This is a genomic window from Microcoleus sp. T3_B1, assembly GCF_036700445.1.
Lineage (GTDB): Bacteria > Cyanobacteriota > Cyanobacteriia > Cyanobacteriales > Microcoleaceae > Microcoleus.
The window spans coordinates 44,938-60,730 of sequence record NZ_JAUBOX010000044.1 but is presented as its reverse complement, the minus strand read 5'-3'; the positions used below and the strand labels follow the sequence as shown (position 1 = coordinate 60,730).

The window sequence follows — 15,793 nt, the reverse complement described above, 5'->3', positions numbered from 1 at the left end:
AAAATTACCAATTGGTAAGGGCCGCCGTTGTACAACCACTCATCGAGGGAAGCTGCTTCCCAGATTGGGTAGAAGTGTAAGCCAATGGCGTTAGATGAAGGAACAACTGCACCTGTGATGATGTTGTTACCGTACATCAAGGAACCTGCTACTGGTTCGCGGATGCCGTCGATGTCCACTGGAGGGGCAGCGATGAAGGCGATGATGTAGCAAATGGTGGCGCTCAGGAGGGTAGGAATCATCAAGACTCCGAACCAACCTACATAAATGCGGTTGTCGGTGCTTGTGACCCACTCGCAGAAGCGTTCCCAGACGTTGGCGCTTTCGCGCTGCTGTAAGGTTGTTGTCATGGTTTTATGATTGCTGTATTTGGTTGTCAATGTTCGGATGATGTTTATATTATTACGCCTATCGTTAAGGTTTGTAAAGGGGTTTAGCGACAGTTAAACTGATGACTGTGATTAGGAAAGCTGATGAAAGGAGAAAGATGGCCGTAACTTGCGGGGCCCGACGCCATCGCCCCCGCGCGAAACAGAGAAATAGCAAAACTTAAGTACCCAATAGTTTGCTAAACTTATCCGTAATTCATCGGCGAGAGGAAGTTTTATGTGGAAAGTGGCAGAATTTGGAAAATTAGTGGGAGTCTCAGGCTCTACGTTACGGCGCTGGGAAAGTGAAGGCAAGTTAATCCCTGACAGGACATTGGGAAACCAGCGCCTTTATTCAGAAAGTCACCTTAATACAGCCCGCAACCTGAAGACTGGTAAAACGCCACCCAGTAGAGTTATCGTATATTGTCGAGTTTCCTCCACTGGGCAAAAACAAGACTTGCTTCGTCAAGTACAGGCTATGGAACAATTCTGCTTGGCGCAAGGCGTTGCTATCACGGATTCCATTCAGGAAGTTGGGGGTGGACTCAACTTCAAGCGTCCTAAGTTTTTGCAAATCGTACAATGGGCGATACTGGGCGAAGTCAGGGTGCTGTATGTCGCCCACAAAGATCGGCTGTGCCGATTTGGTTTTGAACTCGTCGAGCAAATCTTACAGTGGAATGGTGGGACGGTTATTGTCGCCAACGCGGAAAGCCTTTCACCGTATGAAGAATTGACTCAAGACTTGCTTTCAATAATCCATTGTTTTTCTTCCCGCCTTTACGGACTGCGGAAATACAAAGCAAAAGTTAAAAATATTATAGAAGGTATAGATCCTTGTGCGGATTCCGCTATACTTGATCAGGCCAGCAACTCCAAAGAAGTTTAACTATGTTTGGGATCAAGCGATCGCTAAAACTAAATAACCTAGAAGCGACTTTGATGCCAAAACACGCAGGATTCCGACGTGTAGTGTTTAACATGGGGTTGAGCTTGCGAACTCAAATGTACGGCGAGGGGCAATTCACAGACTCAAAGGTACTTAACGAAGTTAAAAAAGTTCTTACCAACCACGTCAAGAAACAGCCTGAATTTGGTTGGATGAATCAGTTGTATAGTCGAGTTTATCAAAATGCTTTGATTAACTTGAAAGATGATTTTAGTAGGTATCGCTCTGGGAAGGCAGGTCATCCGAAATTTGCTAGTCGCCGGGACGGTCAATCTTTTACGGTTGATTCGTCTAACGGCAAAGTTTTACTAAACGCTGGCAGCACTATCAAAATTCCTACCTTGGGAAATTTTCGGCTCTACGAAGCCCGCTTAATTCGGTTACGTGTCTCAAACTATTACGATTTCAAAAGAAGGAAGTCGTTGGTTTCTTTCCTTTTGCGTTGATGCCGAACGTTTGCCAGTTCAACAATCTGAAAGGTCTGTAGGAATCGATGTAGGCATTAATTCTTTTGCCACCCTGTCAAACCAACAGGTCTTTGATGCGCCGAAGCCGTTAAAACAAGCGAAAACCAAGCTTGCTACCTTGCAACGCCCAGCCTCAAAACAGGTAAGAGGCTCCCAAAATCAGCGCAAAACCTACAATAAAATTAGCCGACTTCACGCACGGATAGCTCGTATTCGTTTAGATTTACTTCATAAGGAATGAGAATTAAATAACTTCCACTCTTGAAAGTGGGATGGGCGTCCCGCCCGTCCAAAAAAGACGGGCGGGACGCCCATCCCACAATAACAATTAAAATTGTAAGTTATTTAATTCGCGATCCTAAGCTAACAACTCCCACCGTCCCAACTTTCAAGCTAATCAAGATTGAAAGTTTGAACGTTAAGGGCATGATGGCGAATCACAAGCTGGCTGAGGCAATATCGGATCTAGGATTTTACGAATTCAAACGCCAACTTGATATGGCGTGCAAAATGTATGGGGCAAATTTAGTGCTGGTAGACCAATTATTCCCCAGCACTAAAACTTGCTCTAATTGTGGCACTAAAAAAGATATGCCACTAAGCATTCGGACTTTTGATTGTCCTGCTTGTGGCATATCTTTAAGATAGGGATTTTAACGCCAGCCTCAACATTTTGAATTGGGAACCCTCGGCAGCCAGGGGGGTAGCCTACTTATCTTGGGATTAGCCGTCTACCCAACAGCGTAGGAAGTAAACTCCGAATTGTGTCTAAAAATGGGTTTAGAAAAGTTTAGGTAAGTTTTACAAAGCAGAAACAGGAGCGATCGCAGGTGGAGAGGCCGGGATGCGAGGAGGTGGAGAAATCCTGAACTGCTGGAGTTGCTGCGGGGTTAGTGATCGCAAAATTCTCAGTCCGAGGGTGTCTCTGGAGATGCTTAAAGCGTAGGATGGCTCCAGATACGGGCGGAAATTGGATTTGTTGTTCAAATAGCATTCCATGAAAGCTAGGCTGAGTCCGCTGAGGTAGCGGCGGGCTAAAGCTGGTTCGGGCCCGATCGCCTGTGGTGGTGGCAGAAAGAGGCTTTGAGGGGATTCCTCGATCGTTGAGAAGTGAGTCCCATTGTTCATCAGTACGAGATATTTGTTGGGCGATGTCAGCCAAGTGAACGGTTGAATTTGTTCGAGCAAAGCGGGGGCGACGGTATCGGCGCTGCCTGCGATTAGCATGACTGGGATTTGGATTTTGCTGAGGTTTGTTTCTCCGAGAATGCTGCTGACGATCGGGTTGACGGCGATCACAGCTTTGATGCGCGGGTCGTCGAAATTGTACTGGTTGCGCTCTAGGCCGCGGGCGCGGCACTGCAACAGTAGGGAGAGGTTCCAAGTATCGTTTTCGAGTCCGCAATCTTTGTCTAGCTGTGCAAAATTAATCCCTGCCCCGGCTAATGCTAAAGCCGTATAGCCACCGAAAGACTGGCCGATGACGCCGACTCGCTGCAAGTCGAGCTGCCCTTGGTAGGTCGGATCGGTTGTAGAAAGTTTGGTTAAATAATCGAGCAGGTCTTTGATGTCGAGGGGGCGGTTGACAAATTCTGCTGGTTCTGCTACTTGATTGGCTCTGCCTGTTACTAAGTCTTGGATTTGTTGGGCGTTGCTGCCGGGGTGTTCGGGGACGGCGACGGCAAAGCCGTAGGAGGCTAGGTGTTTGGCTAAATATTGAAAGGAAAGGCGATCGGAACCTAAACCGTGGGAAATTACTACTACTGGGGCCGGTTGCGGGCTCCGCTGCGGCAGGTAAATGTCCATATCAAACGTGCGCTCCTCTTCGAGGGCTTCGCTAACGCGATTTGGACTCGTCAAAGTTACCGATGATTTTTTCCAAGTATAGGGGCCCGGTAGCTGGGGCTGCAGCATGGCGGCGGGCGGTATGGCGGGTTCAGAGGCTGCTTGTGCTTCGGACAATTGAGCGACTCCAGCGATCGTCTGATTGGAACGGTTGATCAGCGATGTGAGCTCGTTGGCGATACCTAAGCCACGGGCGATGTCAATCCTGATGCCATAGGTGGGGAATTTCCGCAGCACGTTGAGAATTGTCAGGCCTTCGGGATCTGAGGCTGCTAAAATCAGGGCGGCTCGGATGGCATAAAATCCAGGCTGCCGAGCTTTGGTTTGAATTACTCGGCCCAACCGTTTCAGCAGCACTTCTCCTTGAGGCGTGTAGAGAAATTGGGCGATCGTCACGGGGCTGATTTCAGCTTTCGCTTGCAGGGCGCTGCGAATCTCAGCTAGCTGAGATTCTTTGGCGTACTGAGCGAAGCCGTCCAAGTTTGAGTCTATTTTGCCTTCTTTGGCGAACAGTGCCAGGGATTCGATGGGAACTGATTCTTCTAGTGGCCCGTAAGTTACGTAAATTCGCTCGGCACCCATTGCCGGTGCGGCGGTGCAAACAGCCGTGAATGCACACAATCCTAGGTATTTTGGGGCGATCGACCGCCGAGTGCGAAGGGCAGCAGTGGAGAGGCTCGAAAACAGACTGTTCATAACTTTCACACCTAGGACTTCTAATAATTAGTCGGTGAAATGATGTAAATTGTTTCGCCAACATTTAATGCCAAAAAATCGATCTGTTGCTTGGGATGCTTCGGAAATTAGGTTATCTTGGGAAGCATAGCCAAAAAAGCAATTTTCTGACCTGACAAGACTAGCTGAAATTTAAAATTCAACACCCAGGGGTCAAACCTACTGGAATGCCCATTGATTATTTTTTCAGCTATGCAAGATATTTTCGATCGAGTTTGTAACTACAGCCTGAGTGGGAGAATTTATGATGTTCAATGCAACTGCTATCCTGATTGACGCTTTTGTGCAAGAGTTGCAGGCCGGCTACCGTCGCACCTACGGCAAGTACAAGCCTGACTACCCTGAAATTATCGCCTGGGCAGGGACTATGGCTCTGGAAAATATCGCTAACTGCGATGCTCTTTACCACAATGTGGAACACACAATGCTCGTGGCTTTGGTGGGACAAGAGATTCTCCGCGGCAAACATATTCGCGAAGGGGGAGTGTCGCCGGAAGATTGGCTGCACTACCTGATCTCGCTGCTGTGTCACGATATCGGCTACGTCAAAGGTGTTTGCCGCCAAGACCAAGAAGCTGTGGGACTATATGCTACGGGTATTGACGGGGGCATGGTTTCTGTGCCGATCGGCGCAACTTCTGCCAGTTTAACTCCTTATCATGTCGATCGAGGAAAACTCGTAATTGACGAACGCTTCGGGGGCCACACATTAATTGATGCCGAACAAATCAAGCGCAATATTGAATTGACGCGCTTCCCAGTTCCGGCTAGCGAAACTCATCAAGACCGAAATAATTATTCTGGACTCGCTAGGGCCGCTGATTTGATCGGTCAGTTGAGCGATCCAAATTACCTGCGAAAAATAAGTGCCCTGTTCTACGAATTTGAGGAAGTCGGCACTAATAAAATCTTGGGCTACAAGTCTCCGGGAGATTTGCGGCAAAATTACGCCAAGTTTTATTGGAATGGAGTTTTTCCCTACATTCCTGCAGCTTTGAACTACTTGGAATTGACCCAGGGAGGCAAACAAATTATTGCCAACCTCTACGCCAACGTATTTCAGGTAGAACACGCTGAACCGCTCGCTTTCAAGCATAACGCTCAAGAATTCACCAAATTCCCCGCCAATCGCAAATTAAACGGCGAAAAAGATGGTGATTATATTCAACCTTCCGTGTTGCCCGGAGAAAACAAGCCATTTGGGGATTTTCCCGACTTAAATTTGTGATAGATAATTTACGCGCTGAATTAGGCAGCTATAAAGACGATTCATAATTAAAAAAAGATGAATGTTTTAGTGGGGCTTCCTTTTCTGTCAGCTATAGTAGAGCTAAAAATTAGTTGTTTATTAGGAAGAGTGCGGTCATGGAAACCAAAAATATTGAAGTCGTTTTTAGCTTTGATACAACTGGCAGTATGTACCCTTGTTTGACACAAGTTCGTCGGAAAATCAAAGAGACGGTAACGAGATTGCTCGATGAAATTCCTGGCATTCGGATTGGCATTATTGCCCACGGAGACTATTGCGATGCTGACAGCACATACGTAACTAAACACCTCGATTTGTCAGGCGATGTCGGCACAATTTGCAATTTTGTTCAAAATGTAGAGCCAACTGGCGGCGGCGATGCTCCAGAATGTTATGAATTAGTCTTGCACGAAGCTCAGTCACTTTCTTGGACTCCAACTAATTCCAAAACCTTGGTACTAATTGGCGACGACATCCCGCACGCACCCGCTCAAACTCCTCAAAAACTTAACTGGCGTCATGAATTAGATAAGTTAGCACAGATGGGAATTACCGTTTACGGCATCCAAGCTCTCAACTGTCCACACGCCAGTTTATTCTACAAAGAACTAGCCGAAAAATCTGGCGGTTTTCACCTCAATCTTGACCAATTTTCTTACATTACAGATTTATTTTTAGCAGTTTGTTACCAACAGTCATCTAACGAACAACTACAAGCTTACGAACAAGAAGTTGTCAGTCAAGGTCGCATGAGTCGCGGATTAAACAAGATGTTTGATACCATGCTAAAGCGGGAAGACGTGGCTGTTTACGAATCAGCAGAAGTGCGAGCCGTAAAACCGGGGAGATTTCAGATTCTTGAAGTAGACAGCGAGATTTCAATTAAAGCTTTTGTTTTAGAGAATGGTTTGGCTTTTAAAACGGGGCGCGGATTTTATGAGTTTACTAAAACAGAAACTATCCAAGGTAAGAAAGAAATTGTACTGATGGAACGTTCTACAGGGGATTTGTTTGAAGGAGAAGCGGCGCGAGAAATGTTGGGTTTGCCAATGGGCGAGACTGTCCGCATCAAACCGAGCAATCTAGAAAAGTATGCGGTTTTTGTGCAAAGTACCTCGGCTAATCGCAAGCTGATGGGTGGAAGTCGTTTCCTTTATGAAGTTGAAGATTGGGATCGTTAATCGCATCTTAAATCTCCAAACTACAACCGCAGAGTGACCCAGAGCGTGGTAAAATCCGCTATAAGTAAGGTAATATCCGCCATAAGCACCCGACAAATATTTGGTGCGTCGATGACTATACGATCTGTGTTTATCCTATACATCTGCGGTTAAAAAATATACATTTTCAAATTAATATGCAACCCGAAATCCAGCAGCAAATTCAACAGTTGAGGCAGCAGCTACAGGAAGCTAGCTATGCTTATTATGTTCTCGATGCGCCGATTATGCCAGATGAGGTGTACGATCGACTTTATCGCCAGTTGCAAGAATTAGAATCAGATTATCCTGAATTAATTATTGCGGAAAGTCCGACTCAGCGCGTGGGAGAACAGCCTGCTACTCAATTTTTTAGCGTCAAACACAATATTCCTCTCTACAGTTTGGAAAATGCTTTTAATTTTGAGGAATTTGCTAAATGGCAGGAACGCTGGCAAAGGGTAGCACCTTCCCTAACCCCCGGTCAAGAAGGAAATGCACCCCCCCTAACCCCCCCTTATCAAGGGGGGGGACAAGAGGGAATAACATCTTCCATTAGCAATAAGGAAAATAGGGAAATTACTCCCCCCCTTAGCAAGGGGGGGTTGGGGGGGGTTTCCTATGTTTGCGAGTTAAAAATTGACGGTTCTGCTTTAGCGTTAACCTATGAAAATGGAGTTTTAGTTCGCGGTGCGACGCGGGGAGACGGCATCGCCGGAGAGGAAATTACTCAAAATGTTAAAACTATTCGCTCGATTCCTCTGAAGATCAATTTAGATAATCCGCCGCCTGTTGTGGAAGTGCGGGGAGAGGCTTTTTTGTCTTTAGCTGTGTTTGAGGAAATTAATCGGGAACGGGAAAAAGCAGGGGAACAATTGTTTGCTAATCCTCGCAATGCTGCGGCGGGTACGCTGCGGCAGTTGGATTCTAAAATTGTGGATAAGCGCAAATTAGATTTCTTTGCTTATACTCTGCATTTAGATCAAGGTAACGAGGGTAACACGCAGTGGGAATCGTTGGAATTGTTGCGACGAATGGGGTTTAAGGTGAATCCCAATCGCAAAATTTGCTATTCTTTGGATGAGGTTCGGGAGTATTACGAATATTGGGATACTGAGCGGCGGAATTTGCCTTACATGACGGATGGGGTTGTTGTTAAGATTAATTCGGTTTTGCTGCAAAAACAATTGGGTTTTACTCAGAGGTTTCCGCGTTGGGCGATCGCCCTGAAGTATCCCGCGGCCGAAGTCCCTACAATAGTAGAAGCTGTCACCGTGCAAGTAGGCAGAACCGGGGCTCTAACTCCTGTAGCGGAACTGAAACCGGTGCAGTTGGCGGGGACGACGGTTTCGCGGGCTTCTCTCCATAATAGCGATCGACTTTCCGACCTAAATCTCCATATTGGCGATACTGTAATTGTCAGAAAAGCTGGGGAAATTATACCAGAAGTTGTGCGAGTTTTGCCGGAACTTCGCCCCCAAAATGCTCAACTTTTTCAAATGCCTAGTTGCTGTCCCGAATGCGAACAGCCTGTGGTTCGGGAAAAGGGGGAGGCCGTTACTCGCTGCATCAATACATCTTGTCCGGCAATTTTGAGGGGTTCGCTGATTCATTTTTGCAGCCGGGATGCTCTGGATATTAACGGTGTTGGCGAAAAGTTGGTGCAGCAAATGGTTGATAGCAATCTGGTGCATTCTGCGGCGGATTTGTACGATTTGACAGCGGAAAGATTGATGAGTTTGGAACGCATGGGTAAGAAGTTAGCAGAAAAGTTGGTAAGTGCGATCGCCCAATCGAAAAATCAACCTTATTCGCGCGTACTTTACGGCTTGGGCATCCGCCACGTCGGCAGCGTGAATGCTCAATTGCTGACAGAAAGGTTTGCAAATGTAGAAGAGTTAGCAGGGGTATCGGCGGCATCGATTGAGGGCGTTTACGGCATCGGGCCGGAAATTGCTCAAGCTGTTTATCAGTGGTTTCGAGTGCCGGCTAATCAAAGTTTAATTGCACGGTTGAAAACTGCGGGCTTGCAATTGCAGTCAGAAGTAAAAAATCCCAATTTAGCCAGCACAAATTTACAACTTGCAGGCAAAAGCTTTGTGCTTACCGGAACTTTGCCCACTTTGAAACGAGATGAAGCTAAAGATTTGATTCAAAAAGCAGGAGGTAAAGTCACAAGTTCTGTGAGTGCTAAAACTGATTATGTGGTTGTGGGAGAAGATGCGGGATCTAAGTTGGAAAAGGCTCAATCTTTGGGAATCGAACTACTTTCGGAATCAGAGTTATTAGAACTGCTCTCGAAACCATAAATGATTGGTGACAGTCAATATCTCTCTCTTTGCTCTTTCTCTGCGCCCTCTGCGCCCTCTGCGGTTCAAAAAAAAGCTGATTCACTTCATACCAATTTTTTATGAGGCCCCGTAGAATCCGATCCCCCCTAACCCCCCTTAATAAGGGGGGGACAAGATTCTTCTCAAAGTCAACCCCTACTCCCCTTAATAAGGGGCATTTAGGGGGATCGAGATATTTACAACTTCACATTAAATTGGTATCAGCCGTTTTCCAAGAACATCGCCAACAATTCTATTGCCCTAGGTGCAAAATAGCCGATCCTCTTCGAGGGCTCTGCTAACGCGACTTGGGCAATACCTCAAAAGGCATAGAAATCGCGACCCCCCTTGGTGAATGTACATACTTCCTCGGCGGTGCTGCCCGAATCGGTTGTCGGTACAGGCTAGTTTTGCTAAAATTTGATAAAGTTTGCAATAGCGATCGCAACTGCCAGATTAGCCAAGTCCCAGCAATCACAGGAGATACATTATGTCGGAAATTCCAGCAGAACAAACACAAACAAACTTGACAACTCCAGAAATAACTACCGAAAGCTCAATTTCTGGGGTGGAAAACGTGAAAAATAGTTTGGGAAACGTCCTAAATAGTTGGAAGTTGAAAGCAGGATTAGCCGTTGCTGTACTGTTTGCAGTGTCGCTATTTGCATTCTACTGGCAGCATAACATTGCAGTCGTAGGTATGAAGAGTTGGGCGGCGCGATCGGGTGCTCAGCCGATCGAATGTATGGTAAGAGATACTAATAACGACGAGTATGTCAGTTGCAGCGCCCTCCTCGATCAGCAGATTGTCCCTCTTGAGTGCAGTTCGAGTTTGTTCAATATCGGCTGTCGAGTAAATTACGGAACTGCCGCACCAAATCCGAGACAAATCAACCCTAGATAGAGCATCTGGGGGTTAGAGATGATTGTTTAACGAACAGATTTGCTACTTAAAATATGGGACTTACAAAAAAACTCTCACCGTGAAAATACTCCAGCAATAAAGATCAGAAAAATCTTGTTTTTCTCATCGCAAAAGCAGGTAATGAAAGTTGCCTGCTTTTGCGATGAGGTAATCTGTGATAGATGATGTGCAACAGTATATTAATGTGAAGATTTCATCTTTAGGATGGGTATCAAAGCATCCTCAGCTACTATAATAGATCAGTGCGCTCGCCCATAATGATTGCTGACTATCTTTAATAACATTTTCTTCTATCATTGAAACCTGAAAATGATCGAGATTAACGGCTACCAGATTCTCACTCAAATTTACGACAGTATCAACTCCACGGTTTATCGGGCTTTGCGACAACACGATAACCAACCCGTTATCCTCAAATTCCTCAAAGAAGACTATCCTACACATTCGGAACTGGTTCGCTATAAACAAGAATATGAAATTACCCGAAATCTGAATCTAGATGGAGTAATTAAAGCTTATGAATTAAAACCCTATCAGCGGACTTTAGTCATTATCCTTGAGGATTTTGGCGCGTCATCTTTAAAACTGTTGATGAATGAGCGTAGGGAAGCAGGCACGCAGGCATTGCCCCTACTGGAATTTCTTAACATTGCTATTAAAACGGCTGAGATTTTAGGCAGTATTCATGCTGAAAATATTGTCCATAAAGATATTAACCCTGCCAATATTATTTTCAACCCCGAAACCGGGCAACTCAAAATTATAGATTTTGGTATTTCTACTAAATTCACCCGCGAAAATCCTACCGTAAAAAATCCTAACGTCTTAGAAGGTACTTTAGCTTATATTTCACCTGAACAAACAGGAAGAATGAATCGTTCTCTAGATTACCGCACCGACTTTTACTCTCTCGGTGCTACTTTTTATGAGTTGCTGACACGACAACTTCCTTTTGAAACAAATGATGCCCTGGAGTTAGTGCATTGTCATATTGCTAAAGTGCCAATTTCTCCTCATCAAGTTAATCCAGAAATTCCCCATGCCCTGTCAGATATTGTAATGAAACTGATGGCAAAAACCGCTGAGGAGCGATACCAAAGTGGTTTCGGACTCAAAAATGATTTAGCAGAATGTTTGCATCAGTTACAAACCCAAGGAAATATCTCAGAATTTCCCTTGGGATCTCAAGATATTTCTGGGCAGTTCCACATTCCGCAAAAACTCTATGGACGCGAAGCCGAAGTAGAAGCCTTACTCACAGCATTTGAGCGAGTCGCAGACAATCCTTTCACCCCCCTTAATAAGGGGGGACAAGGGGGGGTAGAAATGATGTTAGTAGCGGGTTATTCTGGCATTGGAAAATCATCCCTAGTAGCAGAAATTCATAAACCAAATACAAAGCTAAGGGGCTATTTTACAGCAGGCAAATTTGACCAATTTCAAAAGAATGTTCCTTACTCGGCTGTGGTTAATGCCTTTAAAGGATTAGTGCAACAACTTTTAACAGAAAGTGAAGAACAACTAGCACAATGGCGAGAAAAATTGAAAAGCGCTTTTGGGATGAATGGTCAAGTAATTATTGATGTAATTCCTGAAGTAGAACTGATTGTCGGTAAACAGCCAGAAGTACCAGAATTAGGGGCAACGGAATCACAAAATCGCTTTAATATTCTTTTTCAAAACTTCATCCGAGCATTTTGCACCAAAGAGCATCCCTTAGTCATCTTTTTGGACGATTTGCAATGGGCTGACGCTGCTACGCTTAAATTAATTATACTGATGATGACAGATACAGAAATGCAATATCTGTTTTTAATTGGAGCTTATCGTGATAATGAAGTTAGCCCGACACACCCCTTAATGATGACTCTTGATGGGTTGCTCAAGGAGGGAGCAATTATTAATTATATTACCTTAGCACCTTTAGGAATAGAAAATATTAGTCAACTTATTGGCGATACATTATCTAGCAATTATGAATCAGTAAAATCCTTGGCAGAATTGGTGATTGAAAAAACTGGAGGGAATCCGTTCTTTGTTAATGAATTCTTGAAAACCCTGTACTCAAAAAATTTAATCCAGTTTGATTTATCTTCTCTTTCTTGGCAATGGGATGTACACCAAATTCAAGCAAAGGGGATTACAGACAATGTAGTAGAGTTAATGATTGATAAAGTAAATAAACTGCCAGAATCTACACAGCAGATGTTACGTTTAGCGGCTTGTGTGGGCGCTAATTTCAACTTGCATACCCTTTCTCTCATTAGCGAAAAATCACCTAGAGAAACCTCTACTGACCTAGCACTGGCAATTCAGTCAGGCTTAATTTTACCCACATCAGAGTTAGATGCTGACCTCTTAATTCAAGATTATAAATTCCTGCATGACCGAGTACAACAGGCTGCTTATGCCATGATTTATGGCGAATCTAAACGTAGCTTCCATCTCAAAATTGGGCTATTGTTGTTGCAGAATCTCCCGAAAAATAAACGGGAAATCAGAATCTTTGAAATAGTCGATCATCTGAATTTTGGCAGAGATTTAATTGCAGATGATTCAGCAAAAATTGAATTAGCACGCTTGAATTTAGAAGCGGGCAAAAAAGCCAAAGATGCAACGGCTTATGGAGCGGCACTGCAATATTTAAGAGCGGGATTAAAGTGTTTAATCGGAGATTTTTGGACGGAGTATTATGAATTAACTTTAGCCTTGCACAAAGAACGGGCAGAGGTTGAATACTTAAATGGATGTTTTGAGGATTCAGAAGCATTAATTGACCTAATTTTGAAAAATGTAAAATCCGACATAGAGAAGGCAGAAATTTACAACCTGTTGCTCGTGCAGTACACCATGAGTGCTAAATATGAAGAGTCAATACAAACAGGTAAAAAGGCTCTTTTCTTGTTAGGTGTAGACTTGCCTGACGCTAATTTTAAGGAGGCGCTAGACCTGGAAGTTGCCCGTGCAAAGAAGAATTTGGGGTCGAGAAAAATTGCTGACCTGATCGATGAACCAGAAATCACAGACCCCCAAAAAAGACTGGTACTAAAATTGTTAACAAATACTGATCCACCTGCCTATTTTTTTAACCAAGAAATGTATGCAGTTATTGTTTTAAAAATGGCTAATATTTCTTTGCAATACGGCAATATTGCCGTATCGTCAAAAGGATTTGTAACTTACGGAATGATTCTTGGCTCTATTTTAGGTGACTATCAATCTGGCTATGAATTTGGTAAGCTAGCTGTAGAGGTGAGTAAAAAATTTAATAGTTCCAGTCAGAGATGCAGTGCTTGTTTAGTTTTTGGCGGTCATTTGAATAACTGGGTAAAGCATATTAAATTGGCTGAGGCTATTTTGAATGAGTCCTATCAAGCTGGCTTAGAATCTGGAGAATTACTGCACTCTGGCTACGCTATCGAACACAAATTGCGATACCTATTTTATCAGGGTAAAAATTTAGAACCTCTGGTGATAGAGGTGGAAAAATTTTTACAGTTTAACCAAAAAATCAAAAACCAATGGGCAATTGATGGAATGCTGGGTTTTCAAATAACTCTCTTTAATTTAAGCAGTAGAACTCCTAATAAATTCGTATTTTGTAACAACGAAATTAGCGATGAAGAATTTTTAGAAAGCTGTAAAGCACATAAAAGTTTGGCGTTGATTTGCACTTTTTATATTTTTAAATCTCAGGTTTTATATCTGTATGATCAGCTAAATGAAGCGCTAAACTGTGCATTGAAAGCCAAAGAATTTATGATTTTTTCGTTAGGGCAGTTCCAAATTTCTGAACATAATTTTTACACTTCACTAATCCTGGTGTCGCTGTATCTTGATGCTTCCGAGTCCGAACAAAAACACTATTGGGAGCAGTTAGAATCGCAGCAAGAACAGATGAAAATATGGGCAGATAACTGTCCTGAAAACTTTCTGCACAAATACCTGTTGGTGGAGGCAGAAATTGCGCGTATTTCTGGTCAAGGAATGGAAGCAATAGATTTATACGATCGCGCCATTGCTTCAGCTCATGAAAATGAGTATATTCAGAATGAAGCTTTAGGCAATGAATTAGTCGCCAAATTCTGGTTAGGGAAAGGCAAAGAGGAAATTGCCAAACTTTACATGAGAAAAGCTCACTATGGCTACCAACTTTGGGGTGCTAAGCGTAAAGTAGAGGATTTGGAGCAGAAATATCCGCAGTTAATCCCCAAAGTATCTGCCCAGAAACAAATTGATGTGCAGACTACTGCTATGGGCACAGCATCTTCAACAAGTGGAGCAAGTTCAAATATAGACTTGTCCACAGTTATCAAAGCTTCCCAAGTTCTGGCTGGTGAAATTGCGAGCAACAAATTGTTAGAAAAGTTAATGACAATTTTAATGAAAAATGGCGGAGCACAAAAAGGCTTTCTTGTCTTATCAAATAAGGAGAAGTTAACCATTGAAGCTAGAGGGGAAGTTGACAAAGAACAAGTAGAAGTTTGGCAAAGTATTCCGATTGAAAGCAGCGATAATCTTCCTGTAGGCATGATAAAATATGTAGCGAGAACTCAGGAAGATGTAGTGCTATCAGAGGCTACAAAAGAGGGTATTTTTACTAGCGAACCCTATATTATAAAAAATCAGCCTAAGTCAGTCTTATGCGCTCCTATTATTAATCAAGGTAAACTGATCGGCATTCTGTATCTGGAAAATAATCTGACTACCGGGGCGTTTACCCCAGATAGATTGGAAGTCTTAAAAATCTTATCCTCCCAAGCAGCTATTTCGATCGAAAATGCTCGCCTCTATCAAAACTTAGAAGATAAAGTTCAAGAACGCACGGCTCAACTAGCTGAAGCGAATCAAGAAATTAGCACCCTCAATCAGAAATTAAAAGCGGAAAATGTTCGCATGAGTGCAGAACTCGATATTGTCAAACAACTGCAACAAATGGTGTTGCCAAAACCGTCAGAATTAGAGGCAATTGAAGGCTTAGAAATAGCTGGTTTTATGGAACCTGCTGACGAAGTTGGCGGTGATTACTACGATGTATTGCAACAGGATGGTCAAGTCAAGATTAGCATTGGCGATGTCACGGGACATGGTTTAGAAAGCGGCGTGTTGATGATTATGGCACAAACGGCTGTCAGGACGCTTCAGAAAATGAAGGAAACAGATCCAGTGAAGTTTTTGGATGTCCTCAACCAGACTCTTTATGATAATCTCCAGCGCATGGACTCCTCTAGAAATATGTCTCTAGCTATCTTAGACTATGCCGGAGGTGTTCTGAAATTAAGCGGACAACATGAGGAAATGATTGTGGTGCGCGCTGATGGAAAATTGGAGCGCATAGACACGATGGATTTAGGCTTTCCCATTGGCTTAGTAGAAGAGATTGGCGAGTTTATTGCTTCTTCAGAAGTGCAGTTAAATCCTGGGGATGTGGTGGTGCTTTATACTGATGGAATTCCTGAAGCTTTCGATATTAATAAAGCGCAGTACGGATTAGAAAGGTTGTGGCAAGTTGTGGTTGAAAATCGTCAGCGCTGTGCCCAAGAAATTCGGGAAGCTGTAATTGATGATGTGCGGCAGTATATTGGCACTCAGAAGGTTTTTGATGATATTACTTTGGTGGTGATGAAACAGAAATAGAACTTTTTTATCGCGAGTTGGGCGGTTGAAACCGCTACTACACAACAAAAGTCCGCCTTCGCGGACTCAAGAAATCAAGATGGCAG

10 protein-coding genes and 1 pseudogene are annotated in these 15,793 nt (G+C 43.8%); 9 read left to right on the top strand and 2 right to left on the bottom strand.

The window, feature by feature from the left end:
- Nucleotides 1-350 (bottom strand): annotated as a pseudogene (locus tag QT990_RS21960) (photosystem II q(b) protein); the annotation flags it as partial.
- Between the two features lie 256 nt (nt 351-606).
- Here QT990_RS21960 and QT990_RS21955 point away from each other — a divergent pair.
- The 4 genes from QT990_RS21955 to QT990_RS21940 are packed head-to-tail and all read left to right on the top strand — an operon-like array spanning nt 607 to nt 2,435.
- Entirely contained in the window at nt 607-1,260 is a 654-nt protein-coding gene (locus tag QT990_RS21955; RefSeq protein ID WP_333148391.1) for an IS607 family transposase, read from the top strand.
- A 2-nt stretch (nt 1,261-1,262) separates the two neighbouring features.
- A complete protein-coding gene (locus QT990_RS21950) occupies nt 1,263-1,766 on the top strand; it encodes a hypothetical protein (protein ID WP_333148394.1) in 504 nt (167 codons plus the stop codon).
- Nucleotides 1,705-2,028 carry a transposase gene (locus QT990_RS21945; protein ID WP_333148396.1) on the top strand — a complete coding sequence of 108 codons (324 nt, stop codon included), beginning with the start codon at nt 1,705-1,707 and terminating at the stop codon, nt 2,026-2,028. The genes QT990_RS21950 and QT990_RS21945 overlap by 62 nt, the downstream gene beginning before the upstream one ends.
- A 26-nt stretch (nt 2,029-2,054) precedes the next feature.
- Entirely contained in the window at nt 2,055-2,435 is a 381-nt protein-coding gene (locus QT990_RS21940; RefSeq protein WP_333300751.1) for a zinc ribbon domain-containing protein, read from the top strand.
- Nucleotides 2,436-2,588: 153 nt separating this feature from the next.
- Here the strand turns inward: QT990_RS21940 and QT990_RS21935 are convergent, their stop codons facing one another.
- The gene (locus QT990_RS21935; protein ID WP_333143870.1) at nt 2,589-4,328 is read right to left on the bottom strand and encodes an alpha/beta hydrolase; all 1,740 of its coding nucleotides are present in this window, start codon (nt 4,326-4,328) and stop codon (nt 2,589-2,591) included.
- A gap of 286 nt (nt 4,329-4,614) precedes the next feature.
- Between QT990_RS21935 and QT990_RS21930 the strand changes: the two genes are divergently transcribed.
- The 5 genes from QT990_RS21930 (at nt 4,615) to QT990_RS21910 (ending at nt 15,707) form a co-directional block, all read left to right on the top strand.
- Nucleotides 4,615-5,595: an Npun_R2479 family HD domain-containing metalloprotein gene (locus tag QT990_RS21930; RefSeq protein WP_333143869.1), complete on the top strand. Its 981-nt coding sequence runs from the start codon at nt 4,615-4,617 to the stop codon at nt 5,593-5,595.
- Between the two features lie 137 nt (nt 5,596-5,732).
- Complete coding sequence (locus tag QT990_RS21925) at nt 5,733-6,797, top strand: vWA domain-containing protein (protein WP_333143868.1); 1,065 nt, start codon at nt 5,733-5,735, stop codon at nt 6,795-6,797.
- Nucleotides 6,798-6,973: 176 nt separating this feature from the next.
- A complete protein-coding gene (gene ligA, locus QT990_RS21920) occupies nt 6,974-9,124 on the top strand; it encodes an NAD-dependent DNA ligase LigA (protein WP_333310777.1) in 2,151 nt (716 codons plus the stop codon).
- Nucleotides 9,125-9,635: 511 nt separating this feature from the next.
- Nucleotides 9,636-10,049, top strand: a complete 414-nt coding sequence (locus QT990_RS21915) for a hypothetical protein (protein WP_333143866.1) — start codon at nt 9,636-9,638, stop codon at nt 10,047-10,049.
- Between the two features lie 330 nt (nt 10,050-10,379).
- Nucleotides 10,380-15,707: a SpoIIE family protein phosphatase gene (locus tag QT990_RS21910; protein ID WP_333308859.1), complete on the top strand. Its 5,328-nt coding sequence runs from the start codon at nt 10,380-10,382 to the stop codon at nt 15,705-15,707.
- Nucleotides 15,708-15,793 lie beyond the last annotated feature (86 nt).

What these genes read in the sequence shown, in the direction of transcription:
- QT990_RS21955 (WP_333148391.1), top strand. Translation starts at nt 607, where the DNA reads ATGTGGAAAGTGGCAGAATTTGGAAAATTAGTGGGAGTCTCAGGCTCT.
- QT990_RS21950 (WP_333148394.1), top strand. Translation starts at nt 1,263, where the DNA reads ATGTTTGGGATCAAGCGATCGCTAAAACTAAATAACCTAGAAGCGACT.
- QT990_RS21935 (WP_333143870.1), bottom strand. Translation starts at nt 4,328, where the DNA reads ATGAACAGTCTGTTTTCGAGCCTCTCCACTGCTGCCCTTCGCACTCGG.
- QT990_RS21930 (WP_333143869.1), top strand. Translation starts at nt 4,615, where the DNA reads ATGTTCAATGCAACTGCTATCCTGATTGACGCTTTTGTGCAAGAGTTG.
- QT990_RS21925 (WP_333143868.1), top strand. Translation starts at nt 5,733, where the DNA reads ATGGAAACCAAAAATATTGAAGTCGTTTTTAGCTTTGATACAACTGGC.
- ligA (WP_333310777.1), top strand. Translation starts at nt 6,974, where the DNA reads ATGCAACCCGAAATCCAGCAGCAAATTCAACAGTTGAGGCAGCAGCTA.
- QT990_RS21915 (WP_333143866.1), top strand. Translation starts at nt 9,636, where the DNA reads ATGTCGGAAATTCCAGCAGAACAAACACAAACAAACTTGACAACTCCA.
- QT990_RS21910 (WP_333308859.1), top strand. Translation starts at nt 10,380, where the DNA reads ATGATCGAGATTAACGGCTACCAGATTCTCACTCAAATTTACGACAGT.